Annotated in this window: 16 protein-coding genes; 12 read left to right on the top strand and 4 right to left on the bottom strand. The window is 69.9% G+C overall.

Features of this window, described 5'->3' with window-relative positions:
* Window positions 1-141 precede the first annotated feature (141 nt).
* Complete coding sequence (locus tag ABZ348_RS01510) at window positions 142-1089, top strand: YhfZ family protein (protein WP_358928148.1); 948 nt, start codon at window positions 142-144, stop codon at window positions 1087-1089.
* Window positions 1090-1134: 45 nt separating this feature from the next.
* On the opposite strand, the gene ABZ348_RS01505 is transcribed toward ABZ348_RS01510, so the two are convergent.
* The 3 genes from ABZ348_RS01505 to ABZ348_RS01495 form a co-directional block, all read right to left on the bottom strand.
* Window positions 1135-1755, bottom strand: a complete 621-nt coding sequence (locus tag ABZ348_RS01505) for an FMN reductase (protein WP_358928146.1) — start codon at window positions 1753-1755, stop codon at window positions 1135-1137.
* A 1-nt stretch (window position 1756) separates the two neighbouring features.
* Entirely contained in the window at window positions 1757-2884 is a 1128-nt protein-coding gene (locus ABZ348_RS01500) for an LLM class flavin-dependent oxidoreductase (protein ID WP_358928783.1), read from the bottom strand.
* A 421-nt stretch (window positions 2885-3305) separates the two neighbouring features.
* Entirely contained in the window at window positions 3306-4541 is a 1236-nt protein-coding gene (locus ABZ348_RS01495) for an epoxide hydrolase family protein (RefSeq protein WP_358928144.1), read from the bottom strand.
* A 313-nt stretch (window positions 4542-4854) separates the two neighbouring features.
* Between ABZ348_RS01495 and ABZ348_RS01490 the strand changes: the two genes are divergently transcribed.
* Complete coding sequence (locus ABZ348_RS01490) at window positions 4855-9408, top strand: HAMP domain-containing protein (RefSeq protein ID WP_358928142.1); 4554 nt, start codon at window positions 4855-4857, stop codon at window positions 9406-9408.
* Window positions 9409-9459: 51 nt separating this feature from the next.
* Window positions 9460-11946 carry a SpoIIE family protein phosphatase gene (locus tag ABZ348_RS01485; RefSeq protein ID WP_358928140.1) on the top strand — a complete coding sequence of 829 codons (2487 nt, stop codon included), beginning with the start codon at window positions 9460-9462 and terminating at the stop codon, window positions 11944-11946.
* A 33-nt stretch (window positions 11947-11979) separates the two neighbouring features.
* On the opposite strand, the gene ABZ348_RS01480 is transcribed toward ABZ348_RS01485, so the two are convergent.
* A complete protein-coding gene (locus tag ABZ348_RS01480) occupies window positions 11980-12927 on the bottom strand; it encodes a LysR substrate-binding domain-containing protein (protein ID WP_358928138.1) in 948 nt (315 codons plus the stop codon).
* 222 nt (window positions 12928-13149) lie between these two features.
* Here ABZ348_RS01480 and ABZ348_RS01475 point away from each other — a divergent pair, with 222 nt between their 5' ends.
* From ABZ348_RS01475 to kynU, 9 genes are read left to right on the top strand one after another with little or no spacing between them, the layout of a single operon-like run.
* On the top strand, window positions 13150-14526 hold the full coding sequence (locus ABZ348_RS01475) for a 2-hydroxymuconic semialdehyde dehydrogenase (protein WP_358928781.1): 1377 nt from the start codon (window positions 13150-13152) through the stop codon (window positions 14524-14526).
* Window positions 14523-15368, top strand: coding sequence for a fumarylacetoacetate hydrolase family protein (locus ABZ348_RS01470; RefSeq protein WP_358928137.1), 846 nt, complete (start codon window positions 14523-14525; stop codon window positions 15366-15368). The genes ABZ348_RS01475 and ABZ348_RS01470 overlap by 4 nt, the downstream gene beginning before the upstream one ends.
* The gene (locus ABZ348_RS01465) at window positions 15365-16147 is read left to right on the top strand and encodes a fumarylacetoacetate hydrolase family protein (RefSeq protein ID WP_358928135.1); all 783 of its coding nucleotides are present in this window, start codon (window positions 15365-15367) and stop codon (window positions 16145-16147) included. The genes ABZ348_RS01470 and ABZ348_RS01465 overlap by 4 nt, the downstream gene beginning before the upstream one ends.
* A complete protein-coding gene (locus tag ABZ348_RS01460; protein WP_358928133.1) occupies window positions 16144-16599 on the top strand; it encodes a RidA family protein in 456 nt (151 codons plus the stop codon). The genes ABZ348_RS01465 and ABZ348_RS01460 overlap by 4 nt, the downstream gene beginning before the upstream one ends.
* Window positions 16596-17168, top strand: coding sequence for a 3-hydroxyanthranilate 3,4-dioxygenase (locus ABZ348_RS01455; protein WP_358928132.1), 573 nt, complete (start codon window positions 16596-16598; stop codon window positions 17166-17168). Before ABZ348_RS01460 ends, ABZ348_RS01455 begins: the two co-directional genes overlap by 4 nt.
* Window positions 17165-18187: an amidohydrolase family protein gene (locus ABZ348_RS01450; protein WP_358928131.1), complete on the top strand. Its 1023-nt coding sequence runs from the start codon at window positions 17165-17167 to the stop codon at window positions 18185-18187. Before ABZ348_RS01455 ends, ABZ348_RS01450 begins: the two co-directional genes overlap by 4 nt.
* Window positions 18184-19098 (top strand): acetaldehyde dehydrogenase (acetylating), encoded by a 915-nt coding sequence (locus ABZ348_RS01445; RefSeq protein ID WP_358928130.1) that lies wholly within the window; start codon window positions 18184-18186, stop codon window positions 19096-19098. Before ABZ348_RS01450 ends, ABZ348_RS01445 begins: the two co-directional genes overlap by 4 nt.
* Window positions 19095-20159: a 4-hydroxy-2-oxovalerate aldolase gene (gene dmpG / locus ABZ348_RS01440; RefSeq protein WP_358928129.1), complete on the top strand. Its 1065-nt coding sequence runs from the start codon at window positions 19095-19097 to the stop codon at window positions 20157-20159. The genes ABZ348_RS01445 and dmpG overlap by 4 nt, the downstream gene beginning before the upstream one ends.
* On the top strand, window positions 20153-21388 hold the full coding sequence (kynU, locus tag ABZ348_RS01435) for a kynureninase (protein WP_358928128.1): 1236 nt from the start codon (window positions 20153-20155) through the stop codon (window positions 21386-21388). The genes dmpG and kynU overlap by 7 nt, the downstream gene beginning before the upstream one ends.
* Window positions 21389-21438: the final 50 nt, after the last annotated feature.

Below are 21438 nucleotides of genomic sequence, written 5' to 3'. Positions count from 1 at the left end.
AGTACTCGAATTTTGGAGCGACCGTACGGCGGTCCTGCAACGCTGTCAATGGGTTCCTGTAACGTGATCCACCTCGTTGGGTGAGCCGGATGTGCAGAGCACCGCGCACCCCGCAGTCGAGGGAAGAAAGAGGAGCTACCTGTGAGCGACCGCACCGGTCCTCTCACCCCTCCGGCGGCGCAGCGTCCGCTGGACCAGGCCGTGAAGGCGATCGTCGTCGATGCCCTCCGGGGCGGTGTCGGGGCATCCCTACCGACCAACAGCCACTACCTGCACACGCTGGGCGCCAGCGCAGGGACGGTCCAGCGGGCGATGAAGCTCCTCGCGGACCAGCGAGCACTCACCGTCACCTCGCGAGGCCACCTCGGACGCACCCTGGACTCGCTCGATATCGGCGCAGCCTGGCACCTGGCAGGGCTCACACCGCTACGGCTGCTCTTCCCGCCCGGCGGACCGGTGGAGATCGACGTCCTCACCGAGTCCCTCGCGGGTGAACTCACCGCACTGGGCGTACCCCACACCGTTCACCACCAACGGGGCGGCGCCCGCCGCATCGCTGCCATCGTCGCCGGAGAGTACGATCTCGCCGTTGTCTCGGCGGGCACGCTCGGCGACGCGGCCCGACGACTGGAGACGGCACCGACGCTCGTTCTGCCCCCGGGCACCTACTACGCGCCGCGCCGGCTCGTCGCCGTCACCAGGACGGGCGACACGGAACCCGGGCCCGGTGCGCGGGTCGCCATCGACCACGACTCGCCGGACCACGTCCTGCTCACCGAGTCCGCCTATCCGCCCGGCGACGGATACGTCTACGTCCCCTGCAAGTTCCCCGAAGTTCCGGCAGCCGTACTGCGCAGTCAGGTCGACGTCGGCATCTGGCACCTGAGCCACACCGTCATCCCCCTGGATCTCGCGGGTCTGAGCTGTACCGACCTGGAAGACCTGCCCACTACCACCCCATGGCGGGACCTGTCCGCCGCCGCCCTCGTCGGATGGCCACAACGCACCGAACTCCACGCTGTCCTGGCCGCGATCAGCCTTCCCACCCTCACCCAGGCACAACAGCGACAACTCCACGACGAGACCTGACTGCCGTACGCCGGGCCGCACCTGATGTCACATCACCTGGCGGCTCTATGACGGGCCGGGCTGAAGGAGTTGCTCCATGGCGGCGACCTCGTCGGTGAGGGCGTCGCGCTGGCGGCGCGGGCCACAGCCCTGGACCAGACGGGCATAGTCGGCTGCCGCGCGGCTGATGCGATCGGCCAGGGCCGTGCCGCCGTCGCGGGAGCCGAAGTCGTCGGTCGCCGCGTAGACGCCCCGGGGCGACACGATGGCGTGGAGATAGGAGAACATCGGCCGCAGGGCGTGTTCGAGCACGAGGGAGTGCCGTTCGGTACCACCGGTCGCGCCGATGAGCACGGGCATGTCGGAGAGGCTGTCCTCCGGCAGCACATCGAAGAACGACTTGAACAGCCCGCTGAACGAGGCGTTGAACGCCGGGGTGACGGCGATGACACCGTCCGCACCGGCCACCTTGTCCCACGCCTCCTCCAGCGGCTCCGTGGGGAATCCGCTCAACATGGCGTCGATGATCGCCCGCCCCAGGGGTCGCAGTTCGACGAACGAGGACTCGACCGGGGCGCCCGCTGCGCCGAGTTCCTTGCGTACCGATGTGTCGAGCCGGTCGGCCAGGAGCCGTGTCGAGGAAGGTTCCCGCAGCCCGCCGGTGATGATCGCAATCGTGGTCGTCATCTCACCCGGTTCCTCTCGGCGCGTCGACGTCCGTGGTGCCGGACGGTCCGTCTCCGGCGTTGTGTTCCCGTAGCAACGACTGGTGGGTGGGGCCGTCAGGGGCCTCGGGGGACCGGCCGACGGCGAACTCCTTGCGGAGCACCGGCACGACCTGCTCGCCCAGCAGGTCCAACTGCTCCAGCACCGTCTTGAGCGGCAGTCCCGCGTGGTCGACAACGAAGAGTTGGCGCTGGTAGTCACCGGCGTAATCGCGGAAGCCCAGGGTCTTGTCGATGATCTGTTGGGGCGATCCGACCGTCAGCGGTGTGACCGAGGCGAACTCCTCCAACGACGGCCCGTGCCCGTAGACGGGCGCATTGTCGAAGTAGGGCCGGAACTCCTTCACCGCGTCCTGGCTGTTGGGGCGGATGAAGACCTGTCCTCCCAGCCCGACGATCGCGGCCTCGGGCGTGCCGTGGCCGTAGTGCGCGAAGCGCTTCCGATAGAGCTCCACCATCGTGCGGGTGTGGGAGGCCGGCCAGAAGATGTGATTCGCGAAGAACCCGTCCCCGTGATAGGCCGCCAACTCCGCTATTTCGGGGCTGCGGATGGACCCGTGCCACACGAAGGGCGGAATGCCGTCCAACGGGCGGGGTGCCAGGGTGAAGCTCTGCAACGGGGTGCGCAACTTTCCCTCCCAGTCGACCACTTCCTCGCGCCACAGACGCCGCAGTAGACCGTAGTGCTCGACGGTCAGGGGGATCGCCTTGCGGATGTCCTGGCCGAACCAGGGGTACACCGGCCCGGTGTTCCCTCGTCCCAGCATCACATCGACCCGCCCGTCGGCGAGGTGCTGGAGCACACTGAAGTCCTCGGCGATCTTGACGGGGTCATTGGTGGTGATGAGCGTGGTCGAGGTCGACAGGATGATGCGTTCCGTCATCGCGGCGATGAATCCGAGGAGTGTGGTGGGCGAGGACGGTACGAAGGGTGGGTTGTGGTGCTCACCTGTTGCGAAGACGTCGAGGCCGACCTCCTCCGCCTTCAGGGCGATGGTCACGGTGGCCCGGATGCGTTCCGTCTCGGTCGGCGCACGGCCCGTGGTGGGGTCGGGTGTCACATCACCGATGGTGAAGATCCCGAACTGCATACCAGTCATCTCGCTGTCACTCTCCTCACTGAGGTGACGCGCCGCTCCGCCGTGCCGGGCCTTGCCCCCGAGGAGCCGACCACCGCTACGCCGCGCATATGACCCACTGCGCCCAGTTATCTCGGCCGACGGCTCCGACGGAAGGGAGAAACATCCGCCACACCAGCCACATGGCTCACTTACCCTTTCCCCCGTCGGCCGGATTTGAATCACCCCGCAGGAGACCCGATACGGCCGCACCACGCTCTCTCCCGCCATTCACACAGTTGAGAGCGGTGTGACGGGATACAGGCCGGCAGGGCGCACAACCTCGGCCGCAAGGGCCCCACAGCATGATGTATTCGACGCCTGGGCCGCCCACATCCGTATCGGCGCATAGCTGGGCGCCCGGCCAAGCTCGGCCCCGGTCTTCCAGCGCCGTTCAGGGCCTGCGGTCATGGAAGGTTCGACGCAGGTCGCTCACCCATGCATCGGGGTTCTCCCAGGGGATGAAGTGGCCGCCGCGGTCGTGCGCGTTGACGTTGACGTGGTGGAACCAATCCGACTGCGGGCCGGTCTTGAACGCCTGGACGCGCTCGGCAGCGGTGTGGATGCCGGGCGGGTTCTCGTACGTGACGAAGGTGAGGCCGACCGGGGCCTGCACGACGGGCGTGCGGTCATGGGAAGGGGCCCAGGGGTAGCGGTTGGCGTTGGCGTAGTAGCGCATCGACGTGGCGATGGAGTTGTTCACCCAATAGATGGTGGCGTGGGTCAGCAGGTCGTCCTTGGTGAAGACGGACTCGATGTCGCCGCCGTTGTCACTCCAGGCGTTCCAACGCTCCAGCAGCCAGGCGAGCAGTCCGGCGGGGGAGTCGCTCAGGCCGTGGGCCAGCGTGGCACCGTCGAGCATGTGCACGGCGAGGTGGACCGCCGCACGGTGGTCCAGTTCGATGATGCGGGCGCGCACGTCGGCGGGCTGGTCGTCGGTGAGGGGCCGGTTCCGGGCGAAGTCCCAGGCGCGTGGCCCGGTGAAGAAGTCGAGCGGCAGACCGGAGCCGATGTGAATGCCGTACAACGCGTCGGCGTACTTGTGGCCGAGTTGGCTGGAAACGATCCCACCGATGTCACAGCCGGCGGCGGCGTACTTCTCGTAGCCCAGGGTCTCGGTCATCAGGGTGTGCCAGAGGTCGGCGACCTTCCAGAAGTTGACGTCCGAGAAGCCGGTCAGCGGGCCCGGGAAACCGAAGCCGGGCAGGGACGGCACGATGACGTCGAACGCGTCGGCGGGGTCGCCGCCGAACGCGGCCGGGTCGGCGAGCGGATCGATCACCTTCGACCAGTGCCAGAACGTCCACGGCCAGCCGTGGGTGAGGACCAACGGGATCGGACGGGGGCCGCGGCCGGGCTTGCGCATGAAGTGGACCGGGACACCGGCGACGCTCACCCGGTACTGCTCGTACGCGTTGATTTCGGCCTCGGCCCTGCGCCAGTCGTAGCCGTCCCGCCAGTAGGAGACCAGTACCCGGAGGTAGCTCTCCGGGACGCCGTACGACCAGTCGCCGTTCCCCTCGTCCAGCGGCGGACGGGTCCGTGCGAGACGGGCGCGCAGGTCATCCAGGGCCTCGTCGGACACATGGATGGGGGTGGGCTCCAAGGGGAAGCCGGGCGGGGGGCTCATGGTGTGGGTCCTTGTCGGGTGGGGGGGCGGGTAGTGGCGTGCGTGGGCAAAGCGGTGCGGTCTGACTGTCCAGGACACGGCTCTCGGCCGTCGATGTCGACGTGGTGGACCACGCGCCCCGTTCAGGTTCCTGCGCAAGGTGGTTGAGGCGTACCGACAGGTAGTTCGGCGGTATCCTCTCTCGTATTTGCTGTGCGGGTAGGTGGTGATTCCCGGCTGGCGTGGGTGGCAGTGTGGCCGCTCCTTCATTGTGCGGCGGTCGTGCGTCCCCTGACCGGACCGAACGGCCGGCGATCGGGAAAGGTGGGGCAAGGTGCAGGCGAGAGCCCAGGACATGGAGCAGGGGTCACGGGGGTCGGGCGACTCCGGCGGCGTGGGCGAACTGGAGCTCCGGCAGTTGCTGGCCGGGCTGACGGCGGTGCGCGACGGGGATTTCGGGACACGTCTGCCGGGCGAGGCCGACGGGCTCCTGGGTGAGATCGCCACCGTTTTCAACGGGATGGTCGACCAGTTGTCCCTGTTCACCTCCGAAGTGACCAGGGTGGCCCGCGAGGTGGGTACCGAGGGGACGCTCGGCGGGCAGGCGGAGGTGCCTGGGGTCTCCGGCACCTGGGCGGATCTGACGGACTCCGTCAATGCGATGGCCGGTAACCTCACCACCCAGGTCCGTGACATCGCGCAGGTGGCGACGGCGGTTGCCAAGGGTGACCTGTCGCAGAAGATCGACGTCGATGCGCGCGGGGAGATCCTGGAGCTCAAGAGCACGGTCAACACGATGGTGGATCAGCTGTCGGCGTTCGCCGACGAGGTCACACGGGTGGCGCGCGAGGTGGGCAGCGAGGGCCGGCTCGGCGGGCAGGCCGAGGTGCCGGGCGTGGGCGGTGTCTGGCGCGAGCTGACCGACTCGGTGAACTTCATGGCCGGCAACCTCACCGACCAGGTCCGCAATGTGGCCCAGGTGACCACCGCGGTCGCCAAGGGCGACCTCTCCCAGAAGATCACCGTCGATGCGCGCGGCGAGATCCTGGAGCTCAAGAACACCATCAACACCATGGTCGACCAGTTGTCGTCGTTCGCGGACGAGGTCACCCGAATGGCGCGCGAGGTGGGTACGGAGGGCCAGCTCGGCGGTCAGGCCGATGTCAAGGGCGTCTCCGGCACCTGGCGTGATCTGACCGACTCGGTGAACTCGATGGCCGGCAACCTCACCGCACAGGTGCGCTCAATCGCGCAGGTGGCGACGGCGGTTGCCAAGGGTGACCTCTCGCAGAAGATCACCGTGACGGCGCGCGGGGAGATCCTGGAGCTCAAGAACACCATCAACACGATGGTGGATCAGCTGTCGGCGTTCGCGGACGAGGTCACGCGGGTGGCCCGCGAGGTCGGCACCGAAGGCCGGCTCGGCGGTCAGGCCGATGTCAAGGGCGTCTCCGGGACTTGGAAGGACCTCACGGAGTCCGTCAACGTCATGGGTGACAACCTGACCGCACAGGTGCGTTCCATCGCCGAGGTCACCACTGCCGTGGCGCAGGGGGATCTGTCCCAGAAGATCCGCGTGGACGCGCGGGGCGAGATCCTGGAGCTGAAGGAGACCATCAACACGATGGTGGATCAGCTGTCGGCGTTCGCAGACGAGGTCACGCGGGTGGCTCGCGAGGTCGGCACCGAGGGCAACCTCGGCGGGCAGGCGACCGTACGAGGGGTCTCGGGCACCTGGAAGGACCTCACGGACAACGTCAATGTCATGGCGTCCAATCTGACGGGGCAGGTGCGCTCCATCGCCCAGGTCGCCACGGCGGTGGCCCGAGGCGACCTCTCGCAGAAGATCACCGTCGAGGCGAAGGGGGAGGTGGCGGCCCTGGCGGGGGTGATCAACACCATGGTCGACACCCTGTCGGCGTTCGCGGACGAGGTCACGCGGGTGGCGCGGGAGGTGGGCACGGAAGGGCGCCTCGGTGGCCAGGCCAGGGTTCCGAACGTCGCCGGCACCTGGAAGGACCTCACGGACAACGTCAACTCGATGGCGAACAACCTCACCGGACAGGTCCGGAACATCGCCCAGGTGACCACGGCGGTCGCCAACGGAGACCTGTCGAAGAAGATCGACGTCGATGCGCGGGGCGAGATCCTGGAGCTCAAGACGACCATCAACACGATGGTGGACCAACTGTCGGCTTTCGCCGCCGAAGTGACGCGTGTGGCCCGTGAGGTGGGCAGTGAAGGCCGGCTCGGTGGGCAGGCCGAGGTGGAGGGCGTCTCCGGCACCTGGAAGCGTCTCACGGAGAACGTCAACGAACTCGCAGGCAACCTGACCCGGCAGGTACGGGCGATCGCCGAGGTCGCCAGCGCCGTGGCCGAAGGCGATCTGACCCGCTCGATCACGGTGGACGCCTCGGGCGAGGTCGCCGAACTCAAGGACAACATCAACTCCATGGTCGGCTCCCTCCGCGAGACCACCCGGGCCAATCAGGAACAGGACTGGCTCAAGTCCAATCTGGCCCGGATCTCCTCGCTGATGCAGGGGCACCGGGACCTGTCCCTGGTCGCAGAGTTGGTGATGGACGAACTGACCCCGCTGGTCGCCGCCCAGTACGGGGCGTTCTACCTCGCCGACGACGGTGCGAACGGCACGGAACTCACCCTCGTCGGTTGGTACGGGCGCCCGCCCGGCAGTGTGACCGGCCGCTTCGGGCCGGGGGAGTCCCTCGTCGGGCAGGCGGCCCGCAGCCGCCGCACGATCGCCGCGGACGAGGTGCCCGGTGACTACGTCATCTCGTCGGGGCTCGGCGAGACCACTCCCGGCAGCCTCATCATCCTGCCGATCGTGGTCGAGGACCAGGTCCTCGGGGTCATCGAACTGGCCTCGTTCACCTCGTTCACCCCGGTGCACCGCGACTTCCTCGACCAGCTGATGGAGACCATCGGCGTCAATGTCAACACCATCGTCGCCAACGCCCGTACCGACGAACTCCTCGGGGAGTCCCAGCGGCTCGCCGGCGAACTCCAGGCCCGATCCGAGGAGCTCCAGGTCCAACAGGACGAACTCCAACGCTCCAATGCGGAACTGGAGGAGAAGGCCGCCCTGCTCGCCACGCAGAACCACGACATCGAGACCAAGAACCTGGAGATCGAACAGGCCCGCCAGGAGCTGGAGACCCGGGCGCAGCAACTCTCCCTCGCCTCCAAGTACAAGTCGGAGTTCCTGGCCAACATGAGCCACGAACTGCGCACACCGCTCAACAGCCTGCTGATCCTGGCCCAGTTGCTGGCCCAGAACCCCACGCGCAACCTCAGCCCGAAGCAGGTCGAGTACGCGGGGATCATCCACTCGGCCGGCTCCGACCTGCTTCAACTGATCAATGACATCCTCGACCTCTCCAAGGTCGAGGCCGGGAAGATGGACATCCATCCGGAACGGATCCCGCTGCGGCAACTCCTCGACTACGTGGAGGCGACCTTCCGCCCGATGACCACGCACAAGAGCCTCAGCTTCTCGGTCACCACCGCTCCCGGGGTCCCCGGCGAACTGGTCACCGACGACTCCCGGCTGCGGCAGGTGCTGCGCAATCTCCTCTCCAACGCCGTCAAGTTCACCGAGGACGGGGGAGTCGAGCTACAGATCGAGCCCGCCCTGGAATCCGAGCTGCCGAGGGGCATGGACCACAGCGGTCCCGTCGTCGCCTTCCGGGTGAAGGACACCGGCATCGGCATCGCCGAGCAGCAACTCGAAGCGATCTTCGGAGCCTTCCAACAGGCGGACGGCACCACCAGCCGCCGGTACGGCGGCACCGGCCTCGGCCTGTCGATCAGTCGGGAGATCGCCCAGGTACTCGGCGGAGTGGTGACCGCGCAGAGCACTCCGGGCATGGGCAGCGTCTTCACCCTGTACCTTCCCCTCACCCGGGCGGGTTTCGAGGACCAGACCGACGGTCCCGACACGGCCGGCCCATCACCGCATGAGCAGCCCACCGTTCCGATGCCGCGCCAGCAGCGCCGTCTTCTGGTGATCGAGGAACGCCCCCACGGCCTGCTCTCGCTCGTCGCCGAGAGTGCCGCCGCCAATCTCGCGGCCGGGCACGAGCGGGCCGATCACCAGCCGGACACCTCCGTGATCACCGCGCTCGGTGCGCAGGAGGCGGCGACCGCGCTCGCCGCCGAGCCCGTCCACTGCGTCGTCCTCGACCTCGAACTGCCGGACGGTGCAGCGCTGCGGTTCCTGGAACACATGGACGGCGACCCGGCGCTCACCGCCCTGCCGGTCCTCGCCCACAACAACCGGCGCCTCAACCCGGCACAGGAACAGGCACTTCTGCGCAGGGCCGAGAGCCGGCCCCTGGAACTGCTCTCCAGCCTGGACGAGTTGCGCGAGCGCATCGCGCTCCATCTGGCGGCCGAGCAGCCCGGCAGCGTGCTGCCGCTGGTCCGTGCCGAGGACGCGGGCCGACTCGCGGCCCAACCCGTCGATGCGTCGCTGGCCGAACGCACCGTCCTCGTCGTCGATGACGACGCCCGCAACCTCTATGCGCTCAGCGGCATCCTGGAACTGCACGGCATCCGTGTCGTGCACGCGGAGAACGGCCGCAGGGGCATCGAGGCCCTGGCCCGACATCCCCGGGTCGATCTCATCCTGATGGACGTGATGATGCCCGAGATGGACGGCTACACGGCGACCGAGGAGATCCGTCGGATGCCCGCCCACGCCGAACTGCCGATCATCGCGGTCACCGCCAAGGCGATGCCGGGCGACCGGGAGAAGAGTCTGGCATCGGGAGCGAGCGACTACGTGACCAAGCCGGTGGACGCGAACGACCTCATCGATTGCGTCCGGCGGTGGCTCTCCCCACGCGGACCGAAGAAGGGCAGCTAGTCGCCCCCTCCAGCCCCATGACGACTGACGTCCAGAAAACAGGCATCCACGGTGAGCACTGCTGACAGCCCCCGCAGAACCGCCCCGCAGGAACGGGCGGCCGACCCGGGCGTTCTCCCCGCATCCGCATCCGCATCCGCATCCGCATCCGCATCCGCATCCGCATCCGCATCCGGGGAGGAAACCGCCACGGCCGATAAGGCGCCCCCTGTCGGTTCGCCCCTCGGCAGACTCGCGGCCACGGTGGAACGGCTGAGGGGTGAGGTCCAGGCCGCTCATGCCGCGGCGGACGGCCGCGCCCTGGTGGAGATGGCGAAGGGCATCCTCATCGAGCGGCTCGGCTGTGGACCGGCCCAGGCAGCCCGCCAACTGGCGGCCCTCGCCGACCGCGCGGGCCTCGGCCTCCTGGAACTCGCCGCGGACATCGTGAACGAAGCCGCCCGCGACCACGTCAGCCAGGTCGCGGCCGAGTTCCTCCAGCGCACCGCCCCTTCATCAACCGACCGGGAGACGCCCACCGCCGCCGTCCGTCTGCGGACGGCGGAGAGCGGCATCCTCGCCGCCGGTGACACCCAGGCCATGGCGCACGCGCTGCTCGACAACGCCGCGCGTCCGCTGGGCGCGTGCGCGGTGGCGATATGGACCGCACAGGGAGACGGATCGTTCGCCCTCGGTGGCTCCGCGGGTTTCACTCCGCAGGAGGCTGCCCGCTGGCACCACGTCCCGCCCGGTGTCGCCACCCTCGCCCGTCGTGCTCTGGACGAACGCAGGCTCATCACCATCCGCAGCCTCACGGACGCGGCGACCCCTTCCCTCGGTCGGGCGGAGTGGCCCGAGGGCGGCAGAATGGCCGTGCCCGCCGGAACCGGGGGACGCCTGCACGGCGTACTCGAAATCTGCTGGCCGGGACCCCTGTCACCGCAGCCCCCGCAGATCATCCGCCAGATCGAGGCACTCGCCCAACTGTGCGCCCACAGCCTGGAGACCCGGCCCGTCCACGCCACGTCGGCGGCGGTCGCGCCCCCTGCCGTCACCGAGCTGATCGAGCTCGCGGAGGGTCTCAGCGATCCGGTGCTCATCCTCACCCCCCATCTGGACTCCCGAGGACACCTCACCGACTTCCGCATTCGACACGTCAACAGCCGGTTCACTGATCCCGCGGGCCGCCCACCCGGCCAGGTCCGGGGCGCCCTGCTGTTGGAGGCGTACCCGCTGGCCGCCGAGGAGCACGGCCTCTACGGGAGGATCGAACGGGTCCATGCCACCGGAGAGCCCTTCCGGGCCCGGAACATGAACCTCACGGCCCTGGTCGACCAGGTCGCCCTGATGGCGGTCGCCGATGTCAGCATCAGCCGCCACGGCGGGGCTTTGGTGCTCATCTGGCGGATCGAGGACGAGAGCGCGAGGCTCGCGAGCCTCTTGCAGCACGCCCAGCGCCTCGGCAGGATCGGTGCGTTCGAGGAGAACCTGACCACGGGCGAGATCATCTGGAACAGCCAGTTGTTCGAACTCCACGGCCGCAAGCCCACCTCGGCGCCACTGCCGCTGCGGGGCCTGGCCGCCCATGCCCACCCGGACGACGCGGCCGTCATCGACCGTCTGCTGCACACGGTCTTCCAGTACCGGCGGCCCTCGTCCGTCACCTTCAGGCTGCGGCGTCCCGACGGGATCACCCGACACATCCGCGTCATCGCGGAACCGGTTCTCGACGCTGAACAGCGGATCAGCACGGTACGCGGTGCCTACCAGGACATTTCATCCCAACACTGGACCGAGGTCGCCCTCCACGCCACCCGCGACCGGCTCGCGCACAGCGAGGCCGAATCCGAGGAACGCAACCGGCTCGCCCTGCAACTCCAACACGCCATCATGCCTCCCAGGCGGGGACCGCTCGATCTGACCGGACTGAGCGTCGCGGTGCGCTACCGCCCCGCCGCGACGGACGCACTCGTCGGTGGCGACTGGTACGACAGCGTCGTCCTGCCCTCCGGACAGATCCTGCTCTGCGTGGGTGACATCGCAGGACACGGCATCGGAGCCGCCACCAGCATGGTGGTGCTGCGCAATGCGCTCCGGGGGCTCGCGGTCACCGGAGCCGGTCCGGGGCAGCTCCTCACCTGGCTGAACCTCGTCGCCCACCACCTCGACCAACAGATCACCGCCACCGCCGTCTGCGGGCTCTACGACCGCCGCACACGTGTGTTGCGCTGGGCCAGGGCGGGGCACCTCCCTCCCGTACTGATCCGGAACCAGAAGGCGAGGTCGTTCCCGCTGGGACGGGGACTCCTCCTCGGAGCCGTGGCCGACGTCTCCTACAGCGAGCAGCAGATGCAACTGGAGGCGGGCGACACGCTGCTCATGTACTCGGACGGACTCGTGGAACGCAGGGACCTCGCCCTCGACGACGCGCTGACCCAACTCCTCACTTCTGCGACCGGGCCCGACCAGCCCCTTGAGCAGCGCCTCGACGACCTGCTCGACCGCAGCCGGTCGGACACCGACGACGACACCTGCCTCATCGGCGTCCACATCGCCTGAAGCCGCGATGCGCCCAGGCCGCCCGGTTCTCGTCTAACGGGCCGTCGCTGTTCCGCCGAGCGTCTCGCGCAGCAGGATCGCTTCCTGGTCGAGGTGGTGGAGCAGCGCCTGGAGGGCCGGGGTGCGCGTGCGGTGGGCCGCCTCCGTGGTGCCCACCGTGCGTCCCACCGAGGGGAGTTCGACCGGTAGCGCGGCGAGGTGCTCGTCCTCGCGCAGGACCAGTTCGGGCAGGAGCGCCACCATGTCCGTCTGGAGCAGCAGCGCCCGCATGGTGAGGATGGACGTGCATTCGACGCGGTCCGCGGGCAGCGCGAGGCCCCGGTCCACGAAGAGGGCGCCGAGTTCCTGGCGCAGAGCGGTCTGTTCGACGGGCAGGATCCAGGGGAATCCGAGGGTGTCCGCGAGCGTGACGCCCACGGCGTCGAGGAGCGGGTGGCCGGAGCGGACGGCGAGCCGGATGGGCTCCCGGTACAGCCGCCGCTGCCGGAGCCCGTCCCCTTCCGCGGGCGTCGATCCCACCCGTCCCACGATGACGTCCAGTTCGCCCGCCAGCAGCGCCGGGTGGAGGACGTCCGGGGTTCCCTCCCGTACGACCACGGTGAGCCGGGGGCGTTCTCGTTTGAGCCCTGCGACCGCCCGGGGCAGGAGCACATTGGCGCCGGCCAGCAGCGTTCCCACGGTCACCGTGCCATCCAGGCCCTGACGGAGTCCGGTGAGGTGGTCCCCGGCCCGGCGTATTTCGGCGACCACGGCGCGGGCGTGATCCGCCAGGGCTTCGCCGTAGACGGTGGGCCGCATCCCCCGCGGTACGCGGACGAAGAGCGGCAGGTCGGCGATGGCTTCCAGTTCGTGGAGGGTGCGGGTCGCGGCGGGCTGGGTGAGGTGCAGCGATTCGGCGGCCCGTACGACGCTCCCGTGCTCGTACACCGCGATGAGCAGGGTCAGGTGTCGGAACTTCAACCGGCCGTCCAGGAGGTCCATCGCAGCGGGCTCCTTCCGGGGAGGTGGGGCGGTGTGCCCGTGCCATACCAGGATTGCTATATCTCGCGTGCCGATCGGCATTGGATCGGCATATCTGGGTGGGTGCAATATACCGGCACGCCCCGGGGTGATTTTCGGACATACCCCGGCTCAGTAACGGAGGTCTACAGCGTGAGTTCACCCGTGCGGCATTACGTAGGAGGCGGGTTCGACGCGTCCGGCGTGCCGCTTCCGCTCGTCGACCCGGTCACCGGGCGCGTCGCCGGCGAGGTACCGCAAGCGTCCCGGGAGGTGGTCGACCGGGCGGTTCGTGCAGCCCGGGAGGCGCTGCGCGGGCCGTGGGCGGCATGGAGCCCGGCCGAGCGGTCGCGGTTGCTGCACCGGATCGCCGACGGGATCGAGCAGCGCTTCGATGAGTTCGTCACAGCCGAATGCGCCGACACCGGCAAGCCGCGCGCGTTGGCCTCGACGGTCGACATCCCGCGGGCCGTGGCCAACTTTCGCTCCTACGCGGACCTCCTGGCCGGGCGCAGCGAACGGTCCTGGCACACCACCACCCCGGACGGCCGTGGCGCGCTGAACTACACCGTCCACAAGCCGCTCGGCGTCGTCGCGGTGATCTCGCCGTGGAACCTGCCGCTGCTCCTGCTCACCTGGAAGGTCGCGCCCGCCCTCGCGACGGGCAACACGGTGGTGGCCAAGCCGTCGGAACTCACCCCCGGCACGGCCTGTCTGCTGGCCGAGGTGATGGCCGAGGCGGAGGTTCCGCCGGGCGTCTTCAACCTCGTGCACGGCCCGGGCGCGGACGCGGCCGGCCAGTGGCTCACCGAGCACCCCGGGGTGGACGCCGTCGCCTTCACGGGCGAGTCGCGCACCGGATCGATGATCATGCGAGCGGCCGCGGACCGGTTGGCGCCGGTCTCCTTCGAACTGGGCGGTAAGAACGCCGGACTCGTCTTCGCCGACGCGGATCTTGAGCAGGCCGTCGCCGGCACCCTCCGCTCCGCCTTCACCCACAGCGGGCAGGTCTGTCTGTGCACCGAGCGGCTGTACGTGCAGCGGTCTGTTTTCGACGCATTCGCGGCTGCGCTCGCCGCGGGTGCGAAGGAACTGTCCGGCTACGGCCCGATGGTCTCCGCCGCCCACCGGGACAAGGTGCTGGGTCATCTGGAGCGGGCCGCCGCCGACGGGGACGTCCTGGCGGGCGGCGGGGTGCCGCGCTTCGGGGACGAGCGGGACGGCGGGTTCTGGGTGGAACCCACCGTGCTGGCCGGACTGCCGGAGGACCACCCGGCAGTGCGGGACGAGATCTTCGGCCCGGTCGTGCACCTCGCGCCCTTCGACACCGAGGACGAGGCGTTGGCCCTCGCCAACGCCAGCCCGTACGGACTGGCCGCCACGGTGTGGACCGGTGACGTGAGCCGCGCCCACCGTGTCGCCCCCGCCCTGGAGGTCGGCACCGCCTGGGTCAACACCTGGAACCTGCGTGACCTCCGTACGCCCTTCGGCGGTGTGAAGGCGTCCGGGATCGGCCGTGAGGGCGGCGACCACTCCCTCGACTTCTTCTCCGAACCGATGAATGTGTGCGTGAAGCTGTGAGTACGACGGACGACACCGCGAACAGGGCGGGCGCGCCGCGCGACCCGGTGACGAGGGCCGCCGAGCGCCTCGACGAGGCGCACCGCACAGGCGTCCCGTGTGCACCGGTCCGCGACCTCCTTCCGCCCGGTGACCTGGAGGCCGCCTACGCCGTCCAGTCCCTCCTGACCGAACGGAGCCTGGCCCGGGGCCGCCGCATCACCGGCTGGAAGATCGGCCTCACCTCGACCGCCGTCCAGCGACAACTCGGCGTCGACACACCGGACTTCGGTGCCCTCATCGACGACACCGCCGTACCGGATGGCGCCGAGATCCCGTGGGGCTCGGTGCTCCAGCCCAGGGCAGAGGCCGAAGTCGCCCTGGTCCTCGAACGCGATCTCCTGCACGAGCGGCACACCGTGGCCGACGTGATCCGGGCGACCGCCTTCGCACTGCCCGCCATCGAGGTGGTCGGCAGCCGGATCCGCGACTGGGACATCTCGGCCGTGGACACCATCGCCGACAACGCCTCCAGCGGTGCGTACGTGTTGGGCACCAGGCCCGTGCTGCTGCGGGAACTCGATCTGCGGACCGCCGGCATGGTGTTGGAGCGCCGGGGCGAGCCCGTCTCCACCGGTGCGGGCGTCGCCTGCCTCGGAAACCCACTGCACGCGGCCATCTGGCTGGCCGACACGCTCGTACGGCTCGGCAGTCCGCTGCGGGCCGGGGACACCGTGCTCACCGGGGCGCTCGGGCCCATGGCCACCGTCGAGCCCGGTGATGTGTTCGAGGCCCGTGTCGACGGGCTCGGCTCGGTGCGCGCGGCCTTCGGGCACCTCGACACGGAAGGGGCGGTCCGATGACCATCACGGCACTCGCCGAGTCCCTCGACCGTGCGGCGCTGAACGCGCGCCCGCTCCCGGGGGGTGTCACCGGCCTGGAGGACACCACCGAGGCATACGCCGTCCAAGACGCCCTGATCGTGCGACGGCTGGCCCGCGGCGAGCGGCTCACCGGCGTCAAGCTGGGATTCACCAGCCTCGCCAAGATGCGGCAGATGGGCGTTGCGGATCTGATCCACGGACGGCTGACGGACCGGATGGAGATCCCCGACGGGGGACAGTACGACCTCTCGGGGCTGATCCATCCGCGGGTCGAGCCGGAGGTGGCGTTCCTCCTGGGGGACACCCTGCGGCCGGGCGCCGATCCGACGGCGGCCGTTGCGGCGGTGGCGCCCGCCCTTGAGGTCATCGACTCGCGGTACGACGGCTTCCGGTTCTCCCTGCCCGAGGTGATCGCCGACAACACCTCGGCCGCTGCCTACGTCGTGGGGCCCTGGAGCGCGTTGCGTTCCCCGGGCGGACCGAGCGACCTGGGCAACCTCGGCGTCCTGCTGGAACTCGACGGACGCCCGGCCGAGACCGGTTCCACCGCGGCGATCCTCGGACACCCGCTGCGCGCCCTGGCAGCCGCGGTCCGGCTCTGCGGTCCGCTGGAGCCCGGCACCGTGATCCTCGCCGGCGCGGCGACCGCCGCCGTACCACTACCCCCCGGTACACACGTACGGGCGACGGTCACGGGTCTCGGCGCCGTCCAGTTCACCGCCACCACCGCACGGACCGCCACCGAGGAGGGCGCATGATCGTCCCCGGCGCCGCCCCGCCCCGCGGCCGTTTCCCGCATCTGCGTCGCGCAGGCGACTTCGTCTTCGTATCCGGCACGAGCTCCCGACGCCCCGACGGCACCTTCGTCGGAGCCAACGTCGACCCGATGGGCGTGACGGACCTCGACATCCGCGCCCAGACCCGGGCCGTGCTCGACAACATCGCGACGTTGCTCGCCGCGGCCGGCGGCGGCCTCGACGACCTGGTGTCGGTCACCACGTACCTCGTCAGCATGAACGACTTCGGCGGCTACAACGAGGTCTACGCCGAGCACTTCGACGAGGACGGGCCGACCCGCACCACCGTCGCCGTCCACCAGTTGCCCCACCCCCACCTGCTGATCGAGATCAGCGGAGTGGCCCACCTCCCCGAGAGCGCCCGCCTTCTCCAGAGCGCTCATCTGCCCCAGAGCAAGGAACAGCGCCGATGACCATGAGACCGTTCAACCTCCAGTCCTGGATCGAGGAGAACCGGCACCTGCTCAAGCCGCCGGTCGGCAACGTCCAGATCTGGCAGGACGCCGATCTGATGGTGACGGTCGTGGGCGGCCCCAACCGGCGCACCGACTTCCACGACGACCCCATCGAGGAGTTCTTCTACCAGCTCAAGGGCGACATGGTGCTCCGCGTCATGGAGGAGGAGGGCCGACCGCCGCGCGACATCCACATCCGTGAGGGAGACGTGTTCCTCGCCCCGGCGCACCTGCGGCACTCCCCGCAGCGGCCGGAGGAGGACAGCATCGGCCTCGTCGTCGAGTTCGCCCGGCCGCAGGGACACCGCGACGCCTTCGAGTGGTACTGCATGGAGTGCCACCACCTGGTGCACCGCAGCGAGGTCCAGCTCACCTCGATCGTCGACGACCTGCCACCGGTGTTCGGCGCCTTCTACGCCGACACGGCCGCCCGCACCTGCCCGAACTGCACCGCAGTGCACCCCGGCCGGGACTGGCCCGAACAACTGCGTCCACGCACCCGCCGCGACGAGGAGGCCGGCGCGTGACCGTCGTCGACGTGCACGCCCACGTCTTCCCGGAGATCGGCCGCGCCGAATCCCGGCTGCTCACCGGCTCCGACGACGGCCCCTGGCTGCGCACCACGGACGGACCGGGCACCGGAATGATGATGGCCGGTGCCACCGAGTACCGGCCGGTGAGCCGCACCCTGTGGGACCCGGCGGAACGCGTCGCCGACCTGGACCGGCTCGGCGTGGACGTACAGGTGCTGTCCAGCACCCCCATGCTGTTCGGCTACGACCTCGAACCCGAGCGCGCCGCCGACTGGTGTCGGACCGTCAACGCACATCTGCTGCGGTACGCCGCACACGCCCCGGACCGGCTGGCCCCGCTCTGCCAGGTGCCCCTCCAGGACACCGAAGCCGCCTGCGCGATGCTCAGCGAGGCGATGCGGCAGGGCTTCCACGGCGTCCACATCGGCAACCACCTCGGCGATCACGACCTCGACCACGGAGCGCTGATCGAGTTCCTCGCGCACTGCGCCGAAGAGGACGCGGCCGTCCTGGTCCACCCCTGGGACCTGCCGTCCGGGCCGAGGTTCTCCCGGTACATGTTGGCGTGGCTCGCGGGCATGGCCGGCGAGACCCATCTGACCATCCTGTCGCTGATCCTGTCCGGCGCCTTCGAACGCCTCCCGGCGTCGCTACGGCTGATGTTCGCCCACGGCGGCGGCAGCTTCCCGTACCTCCTGGGACGGGCCGACAACGCCTGGCACCGCCGAGACCTCGTGCGTGCCGACAGCCCCCACCCGCCCTCGCACTACACCGACCGCTTCTCGGTCGACTCGGCCGTCTTCGACCCCGGCGCGCTACGGCTCCTCGTGGACGTGATGGGCGCCGAACAGGTGCTGCTCGGCTCCGACCACCCCTTCCCGCTCGGCGAGGAGGAGATCGGCCGACTGGTCCGGGAGAGCGAACTCTCCCCGGCGGAGCGGACCGCCGTCCTCGGCGGCAACGCCGTCCGCTTCTTCGGCCTGGCCCCGCTCTCGAAGGAGGCCGTCCGATGAAGGCAGCCGTGATCGGATCGGGCAACATCGGCACCGATCTCCTCATCAAGATCATCAGAGGGTCGGGGAACGTCACCGCAGCCGCGATGATCGGCATCGACCCGCAGTCGGAAGGGCTCGCACGGGCCCGCCGCCTCGGCGTGCCCACCAGCGCTGACGGAGTGACCGGGCTGCTGGCCCTCGACGGGTTCGACGAGATCGACGTGGTCTTCGACGCCACGTCCGCCGCCGCCCACCACCGCAACGCCGCAGCGCTCGCGCCGTACGGCAAGACGATCGTCGACCTGACCCCCGCAGCCATCGGCCCGTACGTCGTCCCGCCCGTCAACCTCGACGAGCACCTCGACGCACGCAACGTCAACATGGTCACCTGCGGCGGACAGGCCACCGTCCCGATCGTCGCCGCCGTATCGGCGGTGGCACCGGTCCACTATGCGGAGATCGTCGCCTCGATCTCCTCCCGGTCGGCCGGCCCGGGCACCCGCGCCAACATCGATGAGTTCACCGAGACCACCTCCCGCGCCCTCGAACAGGTGGGCGGCGCGGCCCGCGGCAAGGCGATCATCGTGCTCAACCCCGCCGAACCGCCGCTGTTGATGCGCGACACCGTCCACTGCGTCGTCGACGACTGCGACACCCAGCAGGTGACCGCATCCGTCCACGCGATGGTCGACTCCGTCGCCGCCTATGTGCCCGGCTACCGGCTCAAGCAGGAGCCGCAGTTCCGTGCCCTGGCGCCCGACGACCCGCTGACGGGACTCGCCGGCGGCGGGCGACTCCTCGTCTCCGTCTACCTGGAAGTCGAGGGCGCCGCCCACTACCTCCCGGCCTACGCCGGAAACCTCGACATCATGACCTCCGCCGCGCTGCGCACCGCCGAGCGCCTGGCCGAACGGAGCCGGGTCCGATGACCAAGGTCTACGTCCAGGACGTCACCCTGCGGGACGGCATGCATGCCGTGTCGCACCGCTACACCCTCGATCAGGTCCGGTCGATCGCCGCCGCCCTCGAAGCGGCCGGTGTCGACGCCGTCGAAGTCGCCCACGGCGACGGCCTGTCCGGCTCGTCCGTCACCTACGGCCCCGGGGCACACACCGACTGGGAGTGGCTGGAGGCCGCGGCCGACGTGCTCGACCGGGCCAGGCTCACCACCCTGCTGCTGCCCGGCATCGGCACCGCCGACGACCTGCGCCGCGCCCACTCCCTCGGCGTCACCTCCGTCCGCGTCGCCACCCACTGCACCGAGGCGGACATCTCGGCCCAGCACATCGGCCTGGCCCGTGAACTGGACATGGACGTGTCGGGCTTCCTGATGATGTCCCATCTGGCCCCGCCCACCGAGTTGGCCGCACAGGCCCGCCTCATGGAGTCGTACGGCGCACACTGCGTCTACGTCACCGACTCCGGCGGCCGGCTGACCATGGACGGCGTACGGGACCGGGTCCGCGCCTACCGCGACGCCCTCGATCCGGCCACCGAGATCGGCATCCACGCCCACCACAACCTCGGTCTGGGCGTGGCCAACAGCATCGTGGCGGTGGAGGCCGGGGCGTACCGCGTCGACGCCTCCCTCGCCGGGCAGGGCGCCGGCGCCGGCAACGCGCCGTTGGAGCCGACGGTTGCGGTGTTCGACCTCATGGGCTGGGAACACGGTTGCACGCTGTTCCCGCTGATGGACGCCGCCGAAGAACTCGTACGGCCGACGCAGGACCGGCCCGTGCGCGTCGACCGGGAGACCCTCACCCTCGGATACGCCGGGGTGTACTCCAGCTTCCTGCGGCACGCGGAGAACACGGCCCTGCGCCATCGGCTCGACACCCGCGACCTGCTGGTCGAGGCGGGACGGCGACGGCTGGTCGGCGGGCAGGAGGACCTGCTCATGGACATCGCGCTCGATCTCGCCAGGGACCGCGAAGCCGCCCCCGCTGCCGGGACCGCCCCCTCACACGACGACGGAGACACCCCATGCTGACCGAACGCGCCGCCGCGCTCGACGCCGCCGACCCCCTCGCCCACGTCCGCGCCCGCTTCCTCCTCCCCGAAGGGGTCGTGTACCTCGACGGCAACTCCCTGGGCGCCCTTCCCGCCGCCGTCCCGGCGGTCGTCGAGGACGCCGTGCACCGACAGTGGGGCACCGACCTGATCCGTTCCTGGAACGGCAACGGCTGGTGGGAGGCGCCGACACGGGCCGGCGACGCGCTCGGCCGACTGATCGGCGCGGCACCCGGACAGACGGTCGTCGGGGACTCCACCAGCGTCCAACTGTTCAACACCCTGCTCGCCGCCGCCCGGATGCGCCCCGGACGCCGACTGCTCCTGACCGATCCCGACCACTTCCCGACCGACCAGTACATCGCCGACTCGGTGGGCCGACTCCTCGGGCTCGACGTCCGCCGGGTACCGGCCCGCGAAGCCGCCGCCGTGCTGGCCACCGAAGCCGGGAACGTCGCCGTCGCCGCCTACGCCCCGGTGGACTACCGCACCGGCGAGTTGTACGACATGGCCGAGCTCACCGCCGCCGCGCACGCCGCCGGCGCCCTGATGCACTGGGACCTGTGCCACGCGGCGGGCGCCCTGCCCGTCGAACTCGACGCCATCGAAGCGGACTTCGCGGTCGGCTGCGGCTACAAGTACCTCTCCGGCGGCCCGGGGGCACCCGCGTACGCCTACGTCGCCCGGCGGCACCAGCCCGACTTCGACCAGCCCCTCACCGGCTGGCACGGACACGCGGAGCCGTTCGCCATGGCCGGTACGTACACCCCGGGCGCGGACATCAGCCGGGCCCGGATCAGCACCCCGCCACTGCTGTCACTCCTCGCCCTGGAAGCCGCGCTGACGGCCTTCGACGGGGTGGAGATGACGGCCGTACGGGAGAAGAACCTCTCCCTGACCGGGTTCTTCCAGGAGTGCGCCGACGAACTCCTCGACGGCCTCGGGTTCACCATGGCCACCCCGCGCGACCCGGCGCACCGCAGCAGCCAGGTCGCCCTGCGCCACGCGGAGGCGTACCCGCTGGTGGCCGCGCTCACCGCCCGCGGAGTGATCGGCGACATGCGCGCCCCCGACCTGCTCCGCTTCGGATTCAACGCCCTCTACGTCACCCACGCCGACGTCCTGCACGCCGTCCGCGAACTGCTCGCCGTCGTGACCGACGGCGAGCACCGTAGCCCCGAATTCCGGCAGCGCCCCACCGTCACCTGATTCGGCCCCACTCCGCCCGTCCCCAGGGGCACACCGCACGTCCCGCTCCC

The organism is Streptomyces sp. NPDC005963 (genome assembly GCF_040638655.1).
Lineage (GTDB): Bacteria > Actinomycetota > Actinomycetes > Streptomycetales > Streptomycetaceae > Streptomyces.
Note: the sequence above shows the minus strand (reverse complement) of the source record. Positions and strands in the feature narration are given on the sequence as shown.